The organism is Novispirillum itersonii (genome assembly GCF_014205675.1).
Classification (GTDB): Bacteria; Pseudomonadota; Alphaproteobacteria; order Rhodospirillales; family Rhodospirillaceae; genus Novispirillum; species Novispirillum itersonii_A.
Window position 1 is genome coordinate 36,862 of record NZ_JACIIX010000018.1, and the last position, 21,832, is coordinate 58,693.

Annotated in this window: 19 protein-coding genes; 9 read left to right on the forward strand and 10 right to left on the reverse strand. The window is 62.7% G+C overall.

All coding sequences use genetic code 11. The features are described 5' to 3' along the window. Positions 1–19: 19 nt before the first annotated feature. The 6 genes from FHS48_RS18080 to FHS48_RS18105 all read left to right on the forward strand — a co-directional run bounded on the left by FHS48_RS18080 (position 20) and on the right by FHS48_RS18105 (position 5,647). Entirely contained in the window at positions 20–799 is a 780-nt protein-coding gene (locus FHS48_RS18080) for an ABC transporter ATP-binding protein (protein ID WP_184265699.1), read from the forward strand. Between the two features lie 170 nt (positions 800–969). After that, complete coding sequence (locus FHS48_RS18085) at positions 970–1,737, forward strand: lysine/arginine/ornithine ABC transporter substrate-binding protein (RefSeq protein ID WP_184265702.1); 768 nt, start codon at positions 970–972, stop codon at positions 1,735–1,737. A 135-nt stretch (positions 1,738–1,872) separates the two neighbouring features. Further along, entirely contained in the window at positions 1,873–2,565 is a 693-nt protein-coding gene (locus FHS48_RS18090; protein WP_184265705.1) for an ABC transporter permease, read from the forward strand. A gap of 1 nt (position 2,566) precedes the next feature. Further along, positions 2,567–3,325: an ABC transporter permease gene (locus FHS48_RS18095; protein WP_184265708.1), complete on the forward strand. Its 759-nt coding sequence runs from the start codon at positions 2,567–2,569 to the stop codon at positions 3,323–3,325. A 23-nt stretch (positions 3,326–3,348) separates the two neighbouring features. After that, positions 3,349–4,506, forward strand: a complete 1,158-nt coding sequence (locus FHS48_RS18100; RefSeq protein ID WP_184265711.1) for a succinylglutamate desuccinylase/aspartoacylase family protein — start codon at positions 3,349–3,351, stop codon at positions 4,504–4,506. Between the two features lie 130 nt (positions 4,507–4,636). Continuing rightward, positions 4,637–5,647 carry an Lrp/AsnC family transcriptional regulator gene (locus FHS48_RS18105; protein WP_221443583.1) on the forward strand — a complete coding sequence of 337 codons (1,011 nt, stop codon included), beginning with the start codon at positions 4,637–4,639 and terminating at the stop codon, positions 5,645–5,647. A gap of 18 nt (positions 5,648–5,665) precedes the next feature. Here FHS48_RS18105 and astB read toward each other — a convergent pair whose 3' ends face one another. The 8 genes from astB to FHS48_RS18145 all read right to left on the reverse strand — a co-directional run bounded on the left by astB (position 5,666) and on the right by FHS48_RS18145 (position 14,784). Next, a complete protein-coding gene (gene astB / locus FHS48_RS18110; protein WP_184265717.1) occupies positions 5,666–7,039 on the reverse strand; it encodes an N-succinylarginine dihydrolase in 1,374 nt (457 codons plus the stop codon). A 45-nt stretch (positions 7,040–7,084) separates the two neighbouring features. Further along, positions 7,085–8,116: an arginine N-succinyltransferase gene (locus tag FHS48_RS18115; protein WP_184265720.1), complete on the reverse strand. Its 1,032-nt coding sequence runs from the start codon at positions 8,114–8,116 to the stop codon at positions 7,085–7,087. A gap of 645 nt (positions 8,117–8,761) precedes the next feature. After that, the gene (locus tag FHS48_RS18120; protein WP_019646683.1) at positions 8,762–9,196 is read right to left on the reverse strand and encodes a helix-turn-helix domain-containing protein; all 435 of its coding nucleotides are present in this window, start codon (positions 9,194–9,196) and stop codon (positions 8,762–8,764) included. A gap of 344 nt (positions 9,197–9,540) precedes the next feature. After that, positions 9,541–10,650 carry a CaiB/BaiF CoA transferase family protein gene (locus FHS48_RS18125; protein ID WP_184265723.1) on the reverse strand — a complete coding sequence of 370 codons (1,110 nt, stop codon included), beginning with the start codon at positions 10,648–10,650 and terminating at the stop codon, positions 9,541–9,543. An 85-nt stretch (positions 10,651–10,735) separates the two neighbouring features. Next, a complete protein-coding gene (locus FHS48_RS18130) occupies positions 10,736–11,551 on the reverse strand; it encodes an ABC transporter permease (RefSeq protein WP_184265726.1) in 816 nt (271 codons plus the stop codon). Further along, positions 11,551–12,399, reverse strand: a complete 849-nt coding sequence (locus FHS48_RS18135) for an ABC transporter permease (protein WP_221443584.1) — start codon at positions 12,397–12,399, stop codon at positions 11,551–11,553. Before FHS48_RS18135 ends, FHS48_RS18130 begins: the two co-directional genes overlap by 1 nt. A 72-nt stretch (positions 12,400–12,471) precedes the next feature. Beyond that, the gene (locus FHS48_RS18140; RefSeq protein ID WP_221443585.1) at positions 12,472–13,626 is read right to left on the reverse strand and encodes an extracellular solute-binding protein; all 1,155 of its coding nucleotides are present in this window, start codon (positions 13,624–13,626) and stop codon (positions 12,472–12,474) included. 18 nt (positions 13,627–13,644) lie between these two features. Beyond that, complete coding sequence (locus tag FHS48_RS18145; protein WP_184265729.1) at positions 13,645–14,784, reverse strand: ABC transporter ATP-binding protein; 1,140 nt, start codon at positions 14,782–14,784, stop codon at positions 13,645–13,647. Positions 14,785–15,017: 233 nt separating this feature from the next. On the opposite strand from FHS48_RS18145, the gene FHS48_RS18150 reads away from it, so the two are divergent. From FHS48_RS18150 to FHS48_RS18160, 3 genes are read left to right on the forward strand one after another with little or no spacing between them, the layout of a single operon-like run. Next, on the forward strand, positions 15,018–16,043 hold the full coding sequence (locus FHS48_RS18150) for a LacI family DNA-binding transcriptional regulator (protein WP_184265732.1): 1,026 nt from the start codon (positions 15,018–15,020) through the stop codon (positions 16,041–16,043). 11 nt (positions 16,044–16,054) lie between these two features. Continuing rightward, positions 16,055–16,582, forward strand: coding sequence for a 2'-5' RNA ligase family protein (locus FHS48_RS18155; protein WP_184265736.1), 528 nt, complete (start codon positions 16,055–16,057; stop codon positions 16,580–16,582). A gap of 1 nt (position 16,583) precedes the next feature. Beyond that, complete coding sequence (locus FHS48_RS18160; RefSeq protein ID WP_184265739.1) at positions 16,584–17,396, forward strand: inositol monophosphatase family protein; 813 nt, start codon at positions 16,584–16,586, stop codon at positions 17,394–17,396. On the opposite strand, the gene FHS48_RS18165 is transcribed toward FHS48_RS18160, so the two are convergent. Both FHS48_RS18165 and FHS48_RS18170 read right to left on the reverse strand, forming a co-directional pair. Then, positions 17,278–18,354, reverse strand: coding sequence for an HD domain-containing phosphohydrolase (locus FHS48_RS18165; RefSeq protein ID WP_221443586.1), 1,077 nt, complete (start codon positions 18,352–18,354; stop codon positions 17,278–17,280). The two genes, FHS48_RS18160 and FHS48_RS18165, sit on opposite strands and share 119 nt — an antisense overlap. Beyond that, positions 18,351–21,671 carry a hybrid sensor histidine kinase/response regulator gene (locus FHS48_RS18170; RefSeq protein ID WP_184265742.1) on the reverse strand — a complete coding sequence of 1,107 codons (3,321 nt, stop codon included), beginning with the start codon at positions 21,669–21,671 and terminating at the stop codon, positions 18,351–18,353. The genes FHS48_RS18165 and FHS48_RS18170 overlap by 4 nt, the downstream gene beginning before the upstream one ends. Positions 21,672–21,832: the final 161 nt, after the last annotated feature.

The following is a 21,832-nucleotide window of genomic DNA, read 5'->3' on the forward strand; positions in this document are numbered from 1 at the left end:
GTGCGGGAGTAGAATGAGTATGGCGGACAGCACCGCAGCACCCCTGCCGCTGGAAATCGCGGGGATGCGCAAAAGCTTCGGGGCTCTGGAAGTCCTGAAAGGCATCGACCTGAAAGCCCGGAAGGGCGATGTCATTTCCATCATCGGGTCCTCCGGATCCGGCAAAAGCACGTTCCTGCGCTGCATCAACCTGCTGGAAACCCCGGATGCCGGGGAAGTGCGCGTCCATGGCGAGCTGATCCGCATGCGCCGGCGCGGCGGAGCACAGGAACCCGCCAGCGCCGCCCAGCTGCGCCGCATCCGCACCAAACTGTCGATGGTGTTCCAGAGCTTCAATCTCTGGAGTCACATGACCGTTCTCGACAATGTCGCCATCCCACCGCAGCAGGTGCTGGGCAAGAGCCGGGCCGAGTCCGTGCAGGCTGCCGAGGCCCTGCTTCAGCGGGTCGGCATGTACGAACGGCGCCATTATTATCCGGCGCAGATTTCCGGTGGCCAGCAGCAGCGCGCCGCCATCGCCCGGGCGCTGGCGATGGACCCGGAAGTGATGCTGTTTGACGAACCGACCTCCGCCCTCGACCCCGAGCTGGTCGGCGAGGTGCTGAAGGTGATGGCCAGTCTGGCCGAGGAAGGCCGGACCATGCTGGTCGTCACCCACGAAATGGGCTTCGCCCGCGAGGTGTCGTCGCAGGTGATGTTCCTGCATCAGGGATCGGTCGAGGAGTTCGGCCCGCCGGAGGATGTCTTCGGTGCCCCGAAATCCGACCGCCTGAAGCAGTTCGTCAGCCGCAGCTTCTGACGCTGTCACCGAATGACGGAGCAGGCTCCCCCGCCGGGGCCGCCTCCGCCGGTCAGCCCGGATACCGGGCGGCCCAACACGATCCGGTTGATCAAAACCGGGGAAACGTCCAGATCCCCCCTGCCCCCGCCGTGGGTGCCGCAGGGGGAGCCAACCAAACGGGAGCAATCATGAAGAAGTCTCTGTTCGGCCTTGCCGCCGCCTCCATCATCGCCCTGTCCGCCACCGCCCATGCCGCCCCGAAGGAAGTGCGCATCGGCACCGAAGCCGCCTATGCGCCGTTCGAATTCGTCGATCCGTCGGGCAAGATCGTCGGCTTTGAAGTGGAACTGGGCGATGCCATCTGCGCCGCCGCCGAGCTGAAGTGCGTGTGGTCGAACGTGCCGTTCGATGCCCTGATCCCGCAGCTGATGGAAAAGAAGATCGACGGCATCATGTCGTCGATGTCGATCACCGAAAAGCGCCAGAAGAGCATCGACTTCACCAGCAAGTACTTCCAGGTGCCGAACGCCTTCGTCGCTAAGAAGGGCACCACCATCGAGCTGACCAAGGAAGCCCTGAAGGGCAAGAAGGTTGGCGTGCAGTCCGGCACCACCAATGCTGACTACCTGAAGAAGTACTTCGACGGTGCCGTCGAAATCGTGCGCTACCAGACCCAGGAAGAGGTCAACATGGACCTCGTCAACGGCCGTCTGGACGCCATGGTGGTTGACAGCGTGATCGGCACCGAATGGTTCAAGACCGAACAGGGCAAGAACTTCGCGCTGGCCAGCCCGATGCTGAAGGACCCGGTGTTCGGTTCCGGCGTCGGCGTCGGCCTGCGCAAGGGCGATGCCGAACTGAAGGGCGCCTTTGAAAAGGGCGTCGCCAAGGTTCTGGCTGACGGCACCGCCCAGAAGCTGTCCCAGAAGTGGTTCGGCGTCGATATCTACAAGTAAGACCGGTCGGGCGGGGGCCGGGTCACCGGTCCCCGCCGCTGTCTTCCGAAGCGTTTTCAGAACAGGCAGAGCATTTTCCGATTGAACGGTGTCCACTCAATCGGAAAATGCTCCGGGTATAGGGTGGAGAGGCGTATGGATCCCTTCTGGTCCTACGGACTGATGATCGCAGGGGGCGCAGGCTGGACGCTGGCGCTGATTCTCGCCGTCATTCCGGTCGGCATCGTGCTCGGCCTGCTGGGGGCGGCGGCGAAGCTGTCATCATGGCGGGTGCTGCGGCTGGGGGCTGAAACCTATACGACCTTTATCCGGGCCATGCCGGAACTGTTGGTGATTTTTCTGGTGTTCTTCGGCGGGGCGCGCGCCTTCAACTGGCTGCTGGCCGCTGTCGGCTTCCCGGAAATCCAGATTGATTTCAATCCGTTCCTCGCCGGGGTGATCGCCCTTGGCGTGGTACAGGGGGCTTTTGCCACCGAAGTGTTCCGCGCCGCGCTGCTGGCGGTACCTGCCGGGCAGATTGAGGCGGCGCAGGCCTGCGGTTTCAGCCGCTGGCAGACCTTCCGCTTTGTCACCCTGCCGCAGGTGTGGCGGCTTGCCCTGCCGGGACTGGGCAATCTGCTACAGATCCTGATCAAGGATACCGCCCTGATTTCGGTCGTCGGTCTGGCCGATATCATGCGCAATGCGCAGATTGCCAGTGGTGCCACCAAGCAGCCCTTTACCTTTCTGCTGCTGGCGGCGGCGGTCTACCTGCTGTTCACCACCGTTGCCACCGCCGTCATGATGCTGCTGGAACGGCGGGCAAACCACGCGTGGCGGAGGGCCTGAGATGGATTTTGAGCTGATCGCCGAAGCCTGGCCCGACCTGCTGAAGGGGGCCGGACTCACCCTGCAACTGCTGTTCCTGCCGCTGGCCGTCGCCACCGTGCTGTCAATCCCGCTGGCTATCGCCCGCTCCTCGCACCGCTTCTGGGTGCGGATCGGCCCGGCGGCCTACACCTTTGTGTTCCGGGGCACGCCGCTGCTGGTGCAGATCTTCCTGATCTATTACGGCATCGGGCAGTTTGAAAGCCTGAGGGAAGGCTTCCTGTGGGAGAACATCCTCAGCAATGCCTATTGGTGCGCGATGATCGCGTTCACCCTGAACAACCTTGCCTATATCACCGAGCTGATGCGCGGCGGCATCCAGACCGTTCCGCATGGCGAGGTGGAAGCCGCCCGCGCCTATGGTATGTCGGGTTTCCAGACCTACCGGCTGGTGATCCTGCCGCGCATGTGGCGCACCATTCTGCCCGCCTACAGCAATGAGGTGGTGTTCAGCCTGAAAGCGACCTCGCTGGCCTCGGTGGTGACGGTGCTGGACCTGACCGGACAGGCCAAGGTCTATTACTCCCAATATTACGAGCCCTATGACTTCTTCATCGCCGCCGGATTCCTGTACCTGATCATGGTGTTTGTCATCACCCGGGTCCTGAAGGGCATTGAATGGCTGCTGGGCGCCGACCGCCGCCCGGTGAAGCACCGGGGCGAAACCCCCGCTGCCGCCGATGTCGCTGATCCTGCCACCGGCCCCGCCGGTCCGGCCTGAAACCGTTTTCCCCGGAGTCCGTCATGCCGCATACCCGGCACCTGCCGCTGTCCCCGTCCAGCCTTGGCACCACCCGTACCCTGACCGTACACCGCTTCGGCACTGCCGGAGCCCGCCCGAAGGTCTACCTTCAAGCCGGTCTGCACGCCGATGAGCTGCCGGGGCTGGTGGTGATGCAGGCCCTGCTCGACCGGCTGCTGACCGCCGAACAGGACGGTCTGATCGGCGGCGAAGTGGTGGTGGTGCCGGTGGCCAACCCTATCGGGCTCGACCAGCATTTTCAGGGGCAGCTCCTCGGCCGGTTTGAAACGGCGACCGGGCACAACTTCAACCGTCGCCACCTTGACCCCGTTGACGCCCTGATCCGCCGCGCGGTCCCGCTGCTGGGCCCCGATCCCGAGACCAATGTGGCCGCCACCCGCGCCATCCTGCGGGAAGAATGGCTAAGCGCCGGGGGTGAAGATCCCCACGGACGCAGTGAAGGCGATCACCTGCGCCATCTGCTCTACGGGCTGGCCTTCGATGCCGATCTGGTGCTGGACCTGCATTGCGACTGGGAGGCGGTGATGCACACCTATACCTCCACCGCCAGCTGGCCTGCGACCGACGGTGTGATGCGTTTGCTGGGGGCGGAGGCGATTCTGATTGCCACCGAATCCGGCGGCAACCCGTTTGACGAGGCGCTGTCGTTGCCATGGGTGCGGCTGGCCGAGGCTGCCGGAGCAGACAGGCCGGTGCCGATGGGCTGCCACAGCATGACCGTGGAACTGCGCGGCCAGACCGATATCTCCGACGCCCTTGCCACCGCTGACGCTGACGCCCTGATGGCGGTTCTGGCCCACTGGGGAGCCGTGTCCGGCCCGCAACCGACCCTGCCCCCGGCCCGCTGCACCGCCACCCCGCTGGAAGCGGTGGATATGGTCTCTGCCCCCTCGGCCGGAATTGTCGTCTACAGCGGGGCTGTCGGTGACCGGGTGAACGCCGGGGATTGCCTCGGCTGGGTGGTCAACCCGCTGGGCAGCGACGGCCTGTCCGGCAGCCGGATCCCGTTCCATGCCGCCACCGATGGCATCATCTATGGCCGCCTGCTGCAACGGCTGGTCCGCCCCGGAGACACCATCTGTAAGGTTGCCGGAGATCAACCGCTGGCCCACCGCACCGGCAACCTGCTGACGGCGTAATCCTCTTTTCCGCCTCCAGTCACCCCACAGCGCCATCCGCCCCTTGGTGAATGCGCATGCTTCTGCCATTCTGCGCCGGTTCTACCGGGACCGGCGGAACAGACACGGGCAAACGGGCCGGAAGAGTATGGTGGACACGGTCACTCTGGATGACATCAATCTGCGGCTGCTGGACGTGCTGCAAACGCAGGCCCGGCTGACCAGCGCGCAGGTCTCGGAGCATCTCGGCCTGAGCCAGAGCGCCTGTCTGGAACGTTGGCGGCGGCTGGAAAAACAGGGCGTGATCCGCCGCTACCGCACCGATATCGATGTTGACCGCGTCGCCAGCAACATCCGTGTGTTCTGCGAGGTCAGCCTTGATCCAGACCGGCCGGAGGCTCTGCGCCCCCTGATCGCCGACTGCATGGCCGTGCCGGAAGTGGTGTCGATATACCGTAATGACGGCCCTTACCACCTGCTGGTCAGTGTCGTCTGCCGCAATGTCCGCCATTACCACGACCTGACCGATGCCCTGATTGCCCGCAATCCGGCGATCCTGCGCTTCAGCGGCCATGTGGTGCTGCATCGGATCAAGGTGTTTCAGGGCTATCCGCTCGGCCTTCTGACCGGCAAAACCCTGCCGCCGGTCACCCCTGCCCCCTTGCAGACCACACAGGCACCATTGCGGCTGGATGGTTTGCATCTGAAAATCCTGACCACCCTGCAAACTGAAGGCAGACTGTCAAATCTGGCGCTGGCCGAACGGGTGGCCCTATCTCCCTCGCCCTGTCTGGAGCGGGTCAAGCGGCTGGAACAGCACGGCTACATTGCCCAGTATGTGACCGAGATTGATCTGGAACGGTGCCTGCCGCACCTGTACGTCATGGCCGAGGTTTCCCTCGGCAACCATGGCATCGAGGAATTCCGGCGCTTTGAGGCGGCAATGGCGTCCTTCCCGGAAATCATCAGCTCTTACAAAATCGCCGGTCCGTTTGATTACACCATGGACATCATCTGCCGCGACTGGGATCACTTCCGGGCTCTGGAACAGCGCCTTGCCGCCCTGTGCCCAGCCCTGTGCGGCCTGCGGGTGGCGGAAGTGAAGCAGCGCCTGAAGCACTTCGCCGGGTTTCCGCTGCCGATGCTGACCCAGCCGGGCTGAGGGCGATTGCCCCTCTTCCTACTCCCGCTGAAAATCATAAACCGACCCCAGCCCCAGCAGGCCGGTCAGTTCATCCAGCGCCGTCCGGCCTTCGCCCAGCAGGGCCGGGTCCTGCAAGCCGTCCACATCCAGACGGTCGCGGTAATGCCGGTCCACCCAGCGCTCCAGCGCCTCCAGACGGTCCGGGGTCATCAGGCTGCCGGGGTTGACCGCCGCCTGTTCCGCCGCCGTCAGCACCACCCGCAACCGCAGGCAGGCCGGGCCGCCGCCATTGCGCATGCTTTGCCGCAGATCCATGAACACCGCCTCGCGGATCGGCTGATCCGGTCCGGTGATCCCCGCCACCAACGCCCGCACGCTGTCAGTCTCCTGCGCCTCAACCGGCAGGATCAGGCGCATTCCGCCTTCCGGATGGGCCAGAAGCTGGCTGTTGAACAGATAGCTGCGCACCATATCCGCCACCGGAACAGCGACCTGCGGCACCTGCACCACCTTCAGGGTCCCGCCCAGACGGGTGTTCAGATCGTCCAGCACCCGGTCATGATCGACAAAGGCGTTTTCATAGGTGAACAGAACATCCCCGCTCCCGACCGAAATCACATCGTTATGGAACACCCCGGCGTCAATCATCGCCGGGTTCTGCTGCACAAACACCGTCCGCGCCGGGTCCAGCCCATGCAGACGGGCCACTGCCTGCGAGGCTTCCAGCGTCTGCCGGGCGGGGAACTGCTGCGGCTTCGGGGCGGCGCGGTCCAGCACCGACCGGCCATAGACGAACACTTCCACTCCGGCACCACCAAACCCGGATCCAGCGAAATCACCGCACAGCCGGGTGTGGTTCGCCGCCCCTTCATCGCCGAAATGTTCGGTCCCCGGCAGGGCCGGATGATGGGCGAAATGCCGGTCATCGCCAAAAGTGGCGCGCAGGATCCGCCCGGTCACTTCATGCTCGATCGAACGGTGCAGCATCGCCGACAGGTTGGCCGGAGTAAAATGCACCCGCCCGTCGACTGTATCCGCTGACGGCGAGACGGTGGCAGCGTTAGCGGTCCACATCGGCGAGGCCGACAGCAGCGCCAGCATCAGCGACGGTGCCTGTTTCCAGCCCTGTTCCAGAATGTGCCGGTCTGTCCCGGTAAACCCAAGCCGCCGCAGGGTCGGAACATGCGGGCGCTCGTGCGGCGGCAGAATGCCCTGAACATAGCCAAGCTCCAGCAGGCGGCGCATCTTCGCCAGTCCCTGCCGCGCCGCTTCCCGCGGGTTAGACGCCGCCCGGGCGTTGCTGCCGGAGGCCACATTCCCCCACGACAGACCGGCGTAATTGTGGGTCAGACCCGGCAGACCGTCAAAATTGGCTTCGACCGCCCGGGGCGGCACCGATACGGACGTCATTATGGAATTCCTTCTCAACAGTCAGAAAAGCGGGCCGCAGGTCTCTCAGGCGCGGCACCACAAAACGGTTTCCCCCAGTCCGACCTTCAGGGCCGCCCGGTCGGCAGGCGACAGCACAAGCCCCCCGGCACTGTCCGGGCTGGCCGTCGTCCGCAGGGCCCGGAACCGGGTAAAATCAGGGATGCAGACCAGAACCTCCTGCGGCTCCTCGTCGCTGGTATCGGCCATCACCACCGCCGTCCGGCTGTCCCGCACCGTGCGCAGATCATGGGGATGGGCTTCCAGCACCGGACCGGCATCAAAAATATCCACCGAGTGGCTGTGCCGGAATCCTTCCTTCAACAGCAGATGCAACGCCGGTTGCGAAGCCTCCTGAGCCCTGGCAATCGCCTGCCGGGCCGCCGGGGGCAGCAGGTCGGAATAGATCGGAAAGCGCGGCATCAGATCGGCGATAAAACCGTTCTGGCCGATCCCGGACAGGAAATCGGCGCGCTCAAAACTCATCTGAAAGAAGTGATGGCCGACCGCCTCCCAAAAAGGAGAGCGGCCATCGGCATCGAGCCAGCCACGCAGCTCGGCAATCACCCGGCTGCCGAACCGGTCCGGGTCCACCGCCATCATCAGATAGCGGCTGCGCGCCAGCAAAGCGCCGACCCCCGGCAGCCGGGCGGCCGGATCCAGATACAGCGTCCCGACCTCGGCAGCCCCGGTGTAATCGTTGGCCAACATCAAAACCTCGGAGTCCACGCGGATTCCCAGTTCATGGCAATAATGGCTGTGAATCGAGCGACGGAAATTCCAGAACGGCCGGTCATGACCAACCCCCAGATACACCGCTGCCGTACCGACAAGATCGCCCCGGTCCACATCCTCCAGCACCAGCAGGAAGCATTCCGTCCCGGTGGGAGCCTGCCCGGAGGCCGCCCGGGAAAAGCTGGACAGCGAGCGTTCCACCCGTTCCGCCAGAGCATCGGGATTGGCGGGCAGAGTGGTCAGCCCCGTGCCTGCCCCTTCCGCCAGCCGGACCAGCCCGGCATCATCCCCGGCCTGCGCCGGACGGACCACAAAACGGCTCATCCCCATTCCTCTGTCACGGGTTCCGCCGGAAAACACCCCCGGCCCAGCCACAGTGACACAGAGAGACCCGTGCAGGGTTCCGAATTACAGGGAAGAAACAGAACGGCTCACGGCTTTAACCGAGTACGGCCGGACGACAGGACACGGTGCCGCGCCCTCAGGTTGCCCCTGCGTATCGGCGGCCCTGTCAGGCAGAGACACTTCAGACATAATTGTATGGTTTCTGCGATTTTTCGGGCAATCGGCTGCCGGATCGCGTAGCGTGTCCTCACCGGTTTTCGGTATCAGCTCCCGCCCTGTCCGGCGGCCCTCTCGTCCATGGCCTGCCCTCCGGTTCTCCGGGGTTTCAGGCTGGAAGCCGGACTCTTTGCAGCGATCGGGGTTTTCCCGGGCGGGAGCCCCTTTTTCCCTTTGCCTCTGCCCAAACGTCCCCGCCAAACGTTCCCGGCTGAATTCGGTGCCCCGGTCCCCTGCCCGGCCATAGCGGGCCCCGAAAATACAAATCCGTCCCCGCTCTCGTTCAGGGACGGATCTGCATTTCTGTAACCGTCTGGTTCAGTCAGGATGATGGTCTTGCTGAGCGGGCAGCGTTGTGTCGCCGCCTCTGGTCACCATCGCCCCCTGAACCCGGGACCTGCGGCGCGATTATTCGCGGTTGGCGCGGGCCAGCGTATCAATCAGGGCCCGGACCTTCTCGCGCTGATTGGCCGGCATGTGCCAGTACGAGCGCACCAGTTCCAGACTTTCGGTCTTGTTCATCAGGTCACCGCTGGGGCGACGGCCACGCCCGCCGAGAGCCGCCGGTTCGGTGACTTCGGTGTTGCGCTTGCGTCCCCGCAGGGTGTCTTCCGGAACATCCTCGAAGAAATAGGTGATGGACACGCCAAGGGCCTGACAGACGTCAAACAGGCGGCTGGCACTCAGGCGGTTGAGACCGCGCTCGTACTTCTGCACCTGCTGGAACGAAACGCCAATGGACTTGGCCAACTGTTCCTGCGTCATCCCCATCAGGGTGCGACGCAGTTGCATCCGGGAGCCGACATGGATGTCGATCGGATCGGGGTCTTTATCGAAGTTCACGGCAAACCTCTTTGCAGCTTGATCTCCCTCTTAGACCACAACCTTACAGGGCAGGTCAATGAGACATTAGAACGATGCTACTGATAAGCTATTGATATTCGCAAATCGCAATGACGATTTCTGCGGGAATTTTATGATACCATCAAGTCATCGCCCGAGCGGTTCTTTAGAAATAAGTAAAAAGTAAGGCATATTTTACGCAGTGTTTTCTAAGTCAGATTACAGTTTCGGTGAAAAAAGAAGCCTGACCGGCAACCGTCAATTCCATAATGTGAAAAACAGAAAGAAGGCCGACGGAATAATCGTCAGCCTTCATGCAATTTTCTTTTTTGTTCCGGTCTATTTTAACGCCAGAGCGCACAAATCCCGCCCTTTTCCACCTCTGAGAAGGGCCTGCGTACCCGTGGAGCCACGCCGTCCACCCGGGCCGGAAACACAACCTCCGCCGTTCCGCCCCCGGCCGACCCTGTGGTGGTATAGCCCCGGTCCACCACATGGGGATGCACCAGCGACTCCGCAGGCAACAGAACCGGATCAAAACAGCAGTCGACCTCCGCCAGAGAATCCACCCACTCCTGTAACGTGCGCGACAGAAAAAGGTCTGCAATCTCTGCGATCAATCCGGTCTGCGGCATCGGTTCCCCCTGACGGGGAATCCAGTCCGGGCGGTCCACCGCCGTGCAGAAGGCCTGCCAGAATTTCGGCTCCAGCGGCGCCAGAGCCGCAAACCGTCCGTCCCGGCAGCGGTACAGCCGGTAACAGGCCGCCCCACCGTTCAGCAGATCAGTTTCCGGCGGCACCGGCCCATGCAGGCCAAGGGTCAGGCCCAGACTGTTCATGCCCAGCGCCGACTCAAACAGCGAGACATCAATGCTCGCCCCGATCCCTTCCCGCCCCTGCCGGACCGCAGCAGCCAGAATCGCCATCACCGCGTGCATGGCCCCGGCATGATCGGCAATCGGCGGAAAGGGGATCACCGGGGTCTCCGCCGTTCCCATCAGGGCCAGTGCCCCGGTCAGGGCCATATAGGTCAGGTCATGCCCGGCCCGCTGCACCAGCGGCCCGGTCTGCCCATACCCGGACAACGCACAGTGAATCAGCCTCGGGTTCAGATCCCGCAACCGCTCCGGCCCGAAACCAAGGCGTGGCAGCACACCGGGCCGGAAACTTTCCACCAGCACATCGGCCTGCCGCACCAGCCGTTCCAGTTCCGCCACCCCGTCCGGGGCTTTCAGATCCAGCCGGATCACCGTCTTGTTGCCGTTCAGCACCCGGTACAGCGGCGACAGGCCATCGTCCGCCACCGGCCCGAAGGTCCGCATCGGGTCGCCCTGCGGCGGCTCCACCTTGATGACATCCGCCCCCATGTCCGACAGCAGCAGCGTCGCATAGGGCCCGGGGATGTACTGCGACAGATCTAAGACCTTCAAACCCGGCAGGAACGTATGGAGCATGGATGTTTCCCCCTGTGATCTCGCCGGATCCGGCGCTTGACCACAGGATGCCTGTGCCTTTTCCCTCTGACAAGCCGGGGGCGTGTCAGCTCCCCACCTTCGCCAGCACATCCGCCTTCAGGAAGCGTTCGATCAGCAGCATGAACAGGATCGACGGCACCAGCAGGATCAGCGCGGTGATCGACGCCACCTGATAGTTGCCTTCCATGCTGGCGGAAAACAGCAGCAGCGGCATGGTCTTGATCTCCGGCACCCCGACAAAGAACGTGCCGGTGAATTCATCCAGCGAGGTCAGGAACACAAAGATCGCGCTGGCAAGGATCCCCGGCAGTGCCAGCGGCAGGGTAACGGTCCGGAAGGCCAGAAACGGGGTTGCCCCCATGTTGCGGGCCGCCAGTTCCAGATCCCGGTCCACCGCCGCAAAGGCTGCGGTGGCAATCCAGACGGAGAACACCAATCCTTGCAGGGTGTGCACCAGCACAACACCGGTCAGGGTCCCGTTCAGCCCCAGACTGTAAAAGATCCGCGCAATGTTCATATGCACGGCCACCGACGGAAAGGCCTGCGGCAGCAGGAACAGCAGCAGAAACGCGGTCCGCCACGGCAGTTTGCCCCGCCCCAGCGCATAGCCGGCCGGAATGGCAATCGCCAGACTGCACAGCACCGTGCCAAACGCGATCACCACCGAGGTGCCCAGCGAGGCCATGGCATTGCCCTGCGGACGGAACACCCGTTCCCAGAAGGCAAAGCCCCACTTCAGCGGCAGTTTATGCGGAAAATACCAGACCTCGGCAAAGGCCCAGATCAGCATGTTGGCAATCGGCCCGAAAATGACAAAGGCAAACAGCACGATCAGGGCCGCCTTCAGCGCCACCGACGGCAAACGGACTCCGGCCCCCATCACGCGGCCCCCTTCTCTTTGACGCCCCGGCGCAGATAGGCCCAGGCCACCACCGCCGTCATGGCATAGGACAGGAACCCCAGAGCATTCGCCACCGGATAATCCCCGTAGGAATTGATGCGCCACGCCATATCGACCGTCAGCATGGTCGGGGTCTGGGCGTTGATCATCATCGGCACCGACAGCACCGACATCATCACCACATAGGAGAGGATCAGCCCGGTCATCAGCGTTGGCATCACCTGCGGCACCACGATCTGGAGCAGGATCCGCAGCCGCCCGGCCCCGACATTGCGGGCCGCCTCGATGGTGGAACGGTCCAGCGCCGCCATCGCCCCCGCCACCAGCAGAGTGACAAAGGGGGTCTGCTTCCAGACAAAGGTGATCAGGATCCCGCGCCAGTCGAGGAAGCTGGCCGCCTGCAACGGTTCCATCACCCCACCGGACACCAACAGCGAATTCATCATGCCGTTCTTGGCCAGAAAGGTCCGCATCAGCTGTCCGGCCACCACAAAGGGGATAAACAGCGGCCAGCGGTACAGCCATTTCAGGATCCCCACCGCCCACCGACTTTCGCCCAGCGTCAGATACCCGCCGATCATAATCGAGAACAGCCCGATCACCGCCGTGGCGGCCACCACGATCAGCAGGGTAAACCACACATCCTGCGAATAGAAATCATAGGCCTTGGCCAGATGGCTCAGGGTCCAGCCATCCGGGCCATGAAAGGCCCAGATCACCGAATAGCCCAGCGGATAGAGAAACAGAAAACCAATGGTCAGCAGGGCGGGCAGGATCAGCAGCAGGCTGCCCAGCCGGTCCCGGGTTATCGATGTCAGGCCCATCATTCCTAAACCAGTTCCGTGTCAGAACAGACCGTTCCGGGCCGGGAATCCTCCCCGGCCCGGAACGGCGAGCGGTCAGTTGGCGACCTTCTGTTCGTAGGCTTCCTTCATGTCATCAAAGAACCCGGCCAGCGGGAACGGCTTGCCCTTGGCCGCCAGTTCCGCCGGGGTGACGTCGGAGAAGATCTTCGCCCACACCGCCTTGTCGAGGGTGCCTTCAACATGCTGGGCATCGATGCCCGGATACCAGTTGAAGCGGTTGACGATCCCTTCCGCCTGCACCTTCGGGCTGGTCGCCAGTTCGATGAACTTCTTGGCCAGATCGCGGTTCTTGGCCTTGGCGGGGATGGCATAGTAATAGGGCTGGCCCGGCATGCCCGGTTCCGGCAGCAGCAGCTTCAGGGTCGGCGGAATGCGCCCATCAGCCTGCCACGAATAGAACATATCCACCCACACCGGACCCATGGCGATTTCGCCCCGGTTCAGCATGTCCAGCGTTCCGGCATTGCCCGGGGTCAGGGTGACGTTCTGGTTGAAGTCCTTCAGGTCAGCCAGCGCCTTGCCCCAGCCATCCTTGACCTTGGCGTCATAGGGCCCGTTGATCATCTGGGCGGTGTTGCCGCCATAGGCGTACATCCAGCTGACCACAAAAGCGACGCCGGACATGCCATTCTTGATACCGTTATAGCCGAAGGCCTTGGGATTGGCCTTCACCCAGCCGCGCAGCTCTTCCAGCGTCCGCGGCGGGGTCTTCACCACATCGGGGTTATAGGCAAGAGCGGTCTGGCTGTTGAACATCGGCATCACGAAGCCGTCAACATTGGTGCCCAGCGCGTTGGTGGCAACATCACGGGTGACCAGCCCGCCGGTGGCAATCTCGGCGCGGTATTTGCTCAGCAGACCGGCGGTGACCATATCGGCGGTCTTGTTCTGCGCCGTCACGATCACGTCGGTATCCCACGCGGTCAGGCCCGCCTTGTTCTGGGCTTCCAGCTTCTCAAGGATCTTCTGCGACCCGGCATCGCCGGGGCCGGTGCCGACCACGCTGACCTTCACCCCGGGGTTCTGCTTCTCAAACAGTGGCCCGAGGTAATCGGTGACGTATTCCACCATATTTTCCGACCCGCCGGAGGCGACGGTCAGGACTGTTTCCGCTCGTGCCGCGTTCAGCGCCACCGCCGACACCAGCATCGCCGAAGCAAGATACTTCATGACCCGGAACGCGTTCATGTTAAACTCTCCGCTCACTTAGTGGGTTTGGGCAAACTGTTCGCCCGCTGGGGTGGCCGCGGCGCTGCCTGTCCGCTCAAAGATGTGCAGCGCTGCGGCCGGTACGCAGACATCAACGGCAACGCCGACGTCCATTCTGACCGGGTGATCCACCAGAAACGGACTGCCGCCGATATCGACGGTGTGCCGGTAGACATTCCCGAGATAACTGTGCAGGGAGACCCGGCCCGACAGGGTCAGGTGTCCGTCCCTGTCTCCGGATCCCGTCTCACCGGGGACGGCGATGCGGGCAGCATCGCCCCGGAAGAATACGGCAGCCGGACCATCCTGCCTGACCCGACTGTTAACCGCCCGGACCGGAAGATCAGCCGTGCCCCGGATCTGCTGCCCCGACAGGGCAATGCGGTCTCCTTCATGGCGCAGGCTCACCGCGCAGGTGTTCTCCGCCCCCATGAATGCCGCCACATACGGTGACACCGGACGGTGATAGATCTCTTCCGGGGTTCCGGCCTGTGCCACCGTTCCGTGATCAAGGATCACCACCCGGTCCGCCATCGCCATTGCCTCTTCCCGGTCATGGGTGACAAGGATGGCGGTCAGGCCCAGCTGTTTTTGCAGGGATTTCACCTCATGCCGCATCGACAGGCGGATGCGGGCATCCAGATTGGACAGCGGTTCATCCAGCAGCAGCACCGGTGGATCCACCGCCAGCGCCCGGGCCAGTGCCACCCGCTGGCGCTGACCGCCGGACAGCCGGGTGACATTGCGGTCAGCAAACCCGTCCAGCCCCACCAGCGTCAGCATCCGCTGCACCTGCGCCGTCACCATCGCCTTCGGCTGGCGGCGGATCCGCAGCGGGAAGCTGATGTTTTCGGCAACCGTCATATGCGGCCACAGGGCATAGGACTGGAACATCATGGCCATGCCGCGCTTTTCCGGCGGCAGACCGGTCACATCTTGCCCGTCCACCCGCACCTCGCCTGCCGCAGCCGGGACAAACCCGGCGAGAGTCCGCAGCAGCGTCGTCTTACCGCACCCGGATGGCCCCAGCAGGGCAATGAATTCTCCCGGCGCGATCGAAAGGTCGATACCGGTCAGCACCTGCGTGCCCCCATAGGAGACAGACAGATCCGCGATCTCGATCGAGACACCTTTCATCGTGAAGCCTTTCTGCGTCATCGGCCGGAAACCGGCACCCTGTTTTGCACACGAGTGCAGTAATACGACATAAAGCAGAGTCTTAAGATGCACTTTTTGTTATAAATTTATGAATAACCATGGACCTAGTAGCGCATCATCAGGCGCTGTGGTTAATTTGCACATGTGTGCAATATGTGACGATTTTATGTCACCTTTCCTCTTCTGATGCCTTCTGTGACGGAACTGCCGCCATGACCACCGCCCCGCCCGCCCCTGTGCCTCCCCCATCCCGGCGGGTGACCGCCGATGATGTGGCGCGGCTGGCCGGTGTCTCCCGGTCCGCCGTTTCCCGGACCTTTACCCCCGGGGCCAGTGTCGCCGCCGATAAGCGGGAACGGATTCTGGCGGTAGCGGAGCATCTCGGCTACCGCCCCAATTCGCTGGCCGCCAGCCTGAAATCGCAGTCCTCCAATCTGGTGGCGATCGTCACCGGCAACCTTGGCAATCACTACGACAGCGTCATCACCGCCGAACTGGTCAAACGGCTGGCCGATATCGGCAAATGGGCGGTGGTGCTGGGCGATACCTCCGGCGATATCAGCAACTACGATATCCTTGATGTGCTGGCCTATCCGCTGGATGCCATGATCATCCGCGCTGGCAGCATTGATGAAGACACCGCCCGCAAGTGCATGAAGCTGAACGTCCCCCTGATCCTGTCCGGACGCTCCACCCCGATGGACGGGGTGGACTGTGTCGGCTGCGATAACGTCGGAGGGGCCCGGCTGGCAACGCAGGAGCTGATCCGGCGGGGCCGGACCCGGATCGGTTACATCGGCGGCATCAAATCCCTGACCTCGGAACAGGAGCGCCACGACGGCTTTCTGTCCGCCCTGTCCGAGGCGGGTCTCGCTCCGGCAGCCCTCGAATGGGCCGATTTCAGCTTTGAAGGCGGCCACGCCGCCGCCCTGCGTTGCCTGAACCGGACCACCCGGCCCGATGCCCTGTTCTGCTGCAACGACATCATGGCCATCGGAGCCCTGAATGCCGCCCGCCACGCGCTGGGCCTGCAGGTGCCGGAAGATCTGGCCGTGATAGGCTTTGATGACATTGCCATGGCTGGCTGGCCCTGCTTCGGCCTGACCACCATCCGCAATTCCATCACCAACACCGTCGACACCATCATGGACCTGCTGGAAAGCAGATTCCTGCACCCGGACCGCGCCGGAGAAACCCGGTGTATTGATCCCATCCTGATTTCCCGCGACACCCATTGATCCCGGATCCCATGCCGCAGAAACATTCCCTCTGGCTGGTCCCGCCGCAGCCGCAGCGCGACCGCCTTGAAGATGCTATTGCCACCTTCTGCCAGACCACCGGTCTGCCTGCCTTCACCCCGCATGTCACCCTGCTGGGGGATATTCCGGCCTCGGCAGACGATATTTCCGCAGCCCTGACACCCCTGACCCGGACATGGAAGCCCCTGTCCCTGTCCCTGACCGAAACCCGGACCGGGGCGGACTTCTTCATGTCGTTCTATGCCTGCGTCACCGCCGGACCGGTGTTGGAAACCCTGCATCAGGCCTGCTGCCGACTGTTCCCCGACGCGGCAGTACCCCGGCAGTTCACCCCGCACATCAGTCTGGCCTATGGCCCGGCAACCGATGCTGACAAGGCACGGTTTACCGCCACCGTCGCCCCGGATCTTCCCCTGACCTTCCCGGTTGACCGTGTGTTCATCGTCCGGTCCTCCAACGAAACCCCGATTGCGGACTGGGCATGTCTCCAGTCCCTTCCCTTTGGTGAGGCCTGTTAAGATGACTCCCCTACCCGGCACCATTACCCTCGACGCCGTCAGCGCCATCGTCCGCGACGCCGGGGCCATTGCCCTGCGGTTCCGCAACAGCGGTACCCTTGAAATCCGCGACAAGGGCGTGCAGGACCGGGTCACCGAGGCCGATACCACCGTGGAAAGCTATCTGCGCCGCCACCTGTCTGCCCTGTGTCCCGACGTCGGCTTCCTTGGCGAAGAAGGCGGGCTGAGTGAGGCCGACGGAGACTGGCTATGGGTGGTTGACCCCATCGACGGCACCGACAATTTCGTGCGCGGCATTGATCACTGGTCGGTTTCGGTGGGGCTGGTCCATCAGGGGCAGCCTGTCATGGGCGTGATCAGCCTGCCGTGGCAGGAGACCCAGTTCACCGCCGTCGCCGGACAGGGGGCCTTCAGGAACGGCACCCCGCTGCGGGTCAGCGGAGTGACAGACCCGCAGCGGGCGGCAATCGCCATCGGCATTTCCCGGCGGATCTGCTTCCAGACCGGCTATCTGGACGTCCTGAAAGCCCTCTACGATCAGGGTATCGAGCATCGGCGCTTTGGCTCTGCCGCCTATTCCCTCTGTCAGGTGGCGGAAGGGATCGTCGAAGGATATGTCGAGTTGCATCTGAACCCATGGGATGCCGCCGCCGGTGTGCTGATCGCTGCCGAAGCCGGGGCTCATGTCCATCCCATCACCCTGTCAGATCCGGCTGGAGGACCCGTCTTTGTGGTAACCCCGGGTCTGAGGCACTGCCTGTCGATCCCGTCCCACTCTCTCCCTGTTGCTCAATCAGCACCCATGCGGCCCTGACATCGAGAAAACGCGACAAATTCACCATGAACAGATCCACCAGCCGGGGATCAAAATGCGTCCCGGAGTCCCGGCGGATCTGTTCAATCGCCTGCTCAATCGGCCATGCCTCCTTGTAGGGGCGGCGCATTGTCAGGGCATCAAAGACATCGGCAATCGCCACAATCCGGGCCATTTCCGGGATATCCTCGCCAGCCAGACCATCCGGATATCCACTGCCATCCCATTTTTCGTGATGCCGCAGGGCAAGGACCGCCGCCAGCGTAAACACCGGGGCCGTGCTTTTTGACAGGATGCTGTACCCGATCCTCGTGTGGGTCCGCATAATCTCCCACTCTGCGGCATCCAGCGCGGCGGGCTTGCGCAGAATCGATTCCGGGATACCGATCTTCCCGGTATCATGCATCGGCGCCGCAAGTTCCAGCCTTTCACAGTCGGACTCGCTGTGACCGGCCAGCTCTGCCAGAACCCGGGCGTAGGCGGCCATCCGCCAGATATGCACCCCGGTATCCGTATCGTTATAATGCCCGGCCTCGCCCAGCATCGAAATGGCATCGCGATAACTGCGCTCCAGACTGCTGGCGCGGACCAGATCCAGATGTGTCCGCACCCGGGCCCGCACCACCGGAGGAGAAATAGGCTTGGTGATGTAATCGACCGCGCCAACCTCAAAGCCCCGGGTTTCGTCCATCGTACCGTCAAGGGCTGTTACAAAGATGACCGGAATCGCCGCCGTTCCCGGATTCTGCTGGATCCTCTCGCAGACCTCATAGCCACTCAGGTCCGGCATCTGGACATCCAGCAGGATCAGGGATGGCCGGTGTTTGGTGACCGCCTCCAGCGCTTCATGCCCGGACCGGGCGAAAACCAGAGGGTGTATCCCCGCCAGAACCTGCCGCAGGGCTGCAAGGTTATGGGGTTGGTCATCCACAATCAGGATCGGACCGTTTGGCATCATGCACCCTCCTGATCAAGTTCCAGCTCACGCATCAAGGCCCTGATGGCCTGTTCCCCACCCCGGAAATCAAAGCTGCCAATCGCATGCCGGAGTGGCCGGAGACGGTCCGCTGGCAGATAGAGCGCCAACACCTCAAGATGCTGCTCAACACCATCCGGATTGTCGGCATCGCAGGCGGCAAGGGCCTTTTCCAGCAGCTCTTTCAGTTGGGACGGGTTCCCCACAACCGGCTCCCCGCCACCGTGCGGATCCGCGTCCTCCAGATAACCGGCAATGGAGGACAGGGCGGTCAACAGCGCTTTCTCCAGCCCTTCCAGCTCTTCCGTCGCAGCGACACCGTCGTGGAGAGACTGTTCCAGCCGCCCCGCCCACAAGGCGACCTCCCCCAGACCAAGATTGGCCGCAACTCCCTTGATGGCATGGGCAAGTGCAGCCTGTTCACCCTGCGGCTTCGCCTTCAGGGTTGCGACCAGATCCTGATTCTCCTGCCGGAACTGCCGCAGGTACGCCTTGTAACGGGCTGGATCACGCCACACTTTGAGTGCCGTACCGACATCAAGCCCCGGCAGACCCGTTGTGGCCTCTGCCTTCCGGCCAACAGCCTCAGAACCGGCCGACTGCCGCTTCCCGCTCTCTCCTCGGGTGTGCCACTGGGTCAGAGCGCGCATCAACGCCACTGTCACGTCGACATCGAAGGGCTTGCCAACGAAATCATTCATCCCGGCGGCCAGTGCGGCCTCCCGCTGTTCCCGGAAGACACCGGCCGTCAGGGCGACCACCGGCACCTCCCCCAGCCCCGGCAGGGCCCGGATCCGCCGGGTTGCCTCACAACCGTCCATGCCCGGCATCTGAATATCCATCAAAACGATATCCATAGATTTCGGTTTTTCTTTCAGATACTTGACCGCCGTCTCCCCATCCGGGGCCAGTGTGACCAGCGCCCCTTCCGCCGAGAGAATCATTTCGGCGACCTCCCGGTTGGTCGGGGCATCATCCACGACCAGAACCCGCATGCCTGCCAGCCGTCTCTCTTCAGGCATATCCGGAATGATCACGCCTCCCCCCTCCCGGCGGCGGCGGGCCTGACTGACGGCGTTGTACAGGGAGGACGCCGTGATCGGCTTGACCAGAACCGCATCAGTCAACGCGCTGTCAGGCTCTGACAGAAGGGCCTCGCGGGAGTGGGCCGTAACCATGACAATGATCGGGGCGGCATCTTCCGGAATCCTGTCCCGGATCGCCCGGGCTGTTTCCAGCCCGTCCATTCCCGGCATTTTCCAGTCCAGCATGATGATATCATAGGCCGCACCGTGCTCCTGCGCCGTCAGCAGCCGGTGAATCACCTCTTCCCCGCTTTCGACCACCATTGCGGGCCAGCCGAGCTGTTCCGTCGTTTTCTTGAGGGCTGCCCGGGCGACATCATTGTCATCGGCAATCAGCGCACGGACGCTTTTCATATGCGGTTCGGAATACAGGGCATCTCCTGCCCGCTCGAAAGGCACCGCAAACCAGAACCGGCTTCCTTCTCCCGGCTGGCTTGAAACCCCGATTTCTCCCCGCATCAGGGCCACCAGCCGACGGCAGATCGCCAGTCCCAGTCCGGTTCCGCCAAAACGGCGGGTGGTGTCGCTGCCAGCCTGCGAGAACGCCGTAAAGATCTCCTGCTGCTTCTCCATGGGGATGCCAATCCCGGTATCAGCCACGGAGAACCGCAGGAGCACCTGTTTCTCGCACTCCTCCAGCACCTCGCAGTAGACATGGACCTGCCCCACCTGCGTGAACTTGACCGCATTATTGGCCAGATTCATCAGAATCTGCGTCAGCCGCAGCGGATCCCCCACCAGATCAAGGTACCCTACCGGCGGGGGGGAGATGATCACCTCGATGTCGTGGGCCGCCGCATTGTGCGCAATGATGGTCGCCAGATCGTCGATGACGTTGTCCAGACGGAACGGCACATGTTCCAGTGTCAGGCCACCGGCCTCAATCTTTGAAAAATCAAGAATATCATTGATGATCGCCAGCAGGGTCTTGCCGGACTCGCGGATTTTCAGGGCCATCGAATAGACATCGTCCAGATGACGCGCCTGAAGCTGGAGATGGGCAATCCCCAGAATGGCATTCATCGGGGTCCGGATTTCATGGCTCATATTGGCCACAAAATCGGCCTTGGCCCGTCCCGCCGCCTCGGCTGCCTCAGCCCGCTCAGCCAGCTGTACATTCAGGCCTTCGACCTGACGGCGGGCCCGGACAATCCAGGCACAGCCCGCCGTCAGAACCGTAAAGATCAGGAGCAGGACAGGGCTGAAAGCCCGTAGGATCCCGGTCTTCAACTCCAGGATCTCTTTGCCGGGGATATGGGAAATAATGATCCAGCGATGCTGGTCAGGCCCGCTCACACCGGCCGCAATCCCCAGCTCCGGCGCGGTATCCCCCGCCTGGAATTCCTGTTCCGGGATAACACTCGCCCAAGTCCAGAGGCCATCCGGAAGCAGACTCTGTCCGGACAGCATGACATTGATCTTCTCCCAGATCGCAGGAGACCGCTGGGTCATCGTGATCTGACGGTCAAACATGAAGCCCCATTCGTCCTCTGGCTGTTCCCCCATCAGCCAGTATCCCTGCTCATTGACCAGCGTTGAGATCCCCCGGAACGCCCTGACATCCTCCTGCGTCCTCAACAGGGTCTGCCCAAAGAAATTGATTACGAGAATCCCCCGGCGCGCCCCCTTTTCATCCTCCAGAGGGGCAGAAAGCCGGATTGTCGGCTTATAAGGCTTCTCAAGCTCACCATGTTCTATATTGAGGTCCAGACGGGAGGCATAAAGGTGCCCTGCGGGTAACTTCATCGCCTCAACGACGTAATCCCTGCCTGATTTATCCTGTAAATCCGCCTCCGGGACCCGCGCGACTCCATCAACGGTCCTGTTCAGCCGTAGAACCTCCAGCCCGGCAGGGTTGATGACACGGATCTGATCAATGCGATGCTGTGCCGTCATGTAAGGAACAAAGATCTCGGCCAGACGGTTCAGATATGTCGGAGTAAATGGCCCCACCCCCGCCCCGAGTTCCGGATGGTTGGCCAGATAGACGGCATCCCCAGTCAGTTTCTGCGTCGCCTGCCGCAGTGACGAAACGGCAACCTTCACCTTGTTTGTCTGGCGTTCGGACAGGCGGTCAATCTCCAGCGAGGAGATCTGATACATGTACAGGAGGCTCATACCGCCACAGATCAGCAGGACCGGCACAAACAGGCGCAGAAAATCCTGAAGGAACGACCGCGAAGAGAGGCGGGGACTCTTGGGGATCTCCTTCATGTTTTCCACCTTTCGGCATGCCCCGGAACCGGAGCTGCGTCAGCCACACCAAAAGACGCATCCGGCAATTGCATTCCCTATTTAAGGGTGCAGCAATGATGGAACGCACGCAAGTCAGGAGACCGCCGGGAGGGAAGAGTTGTCTGCCCGTATACAGTCCC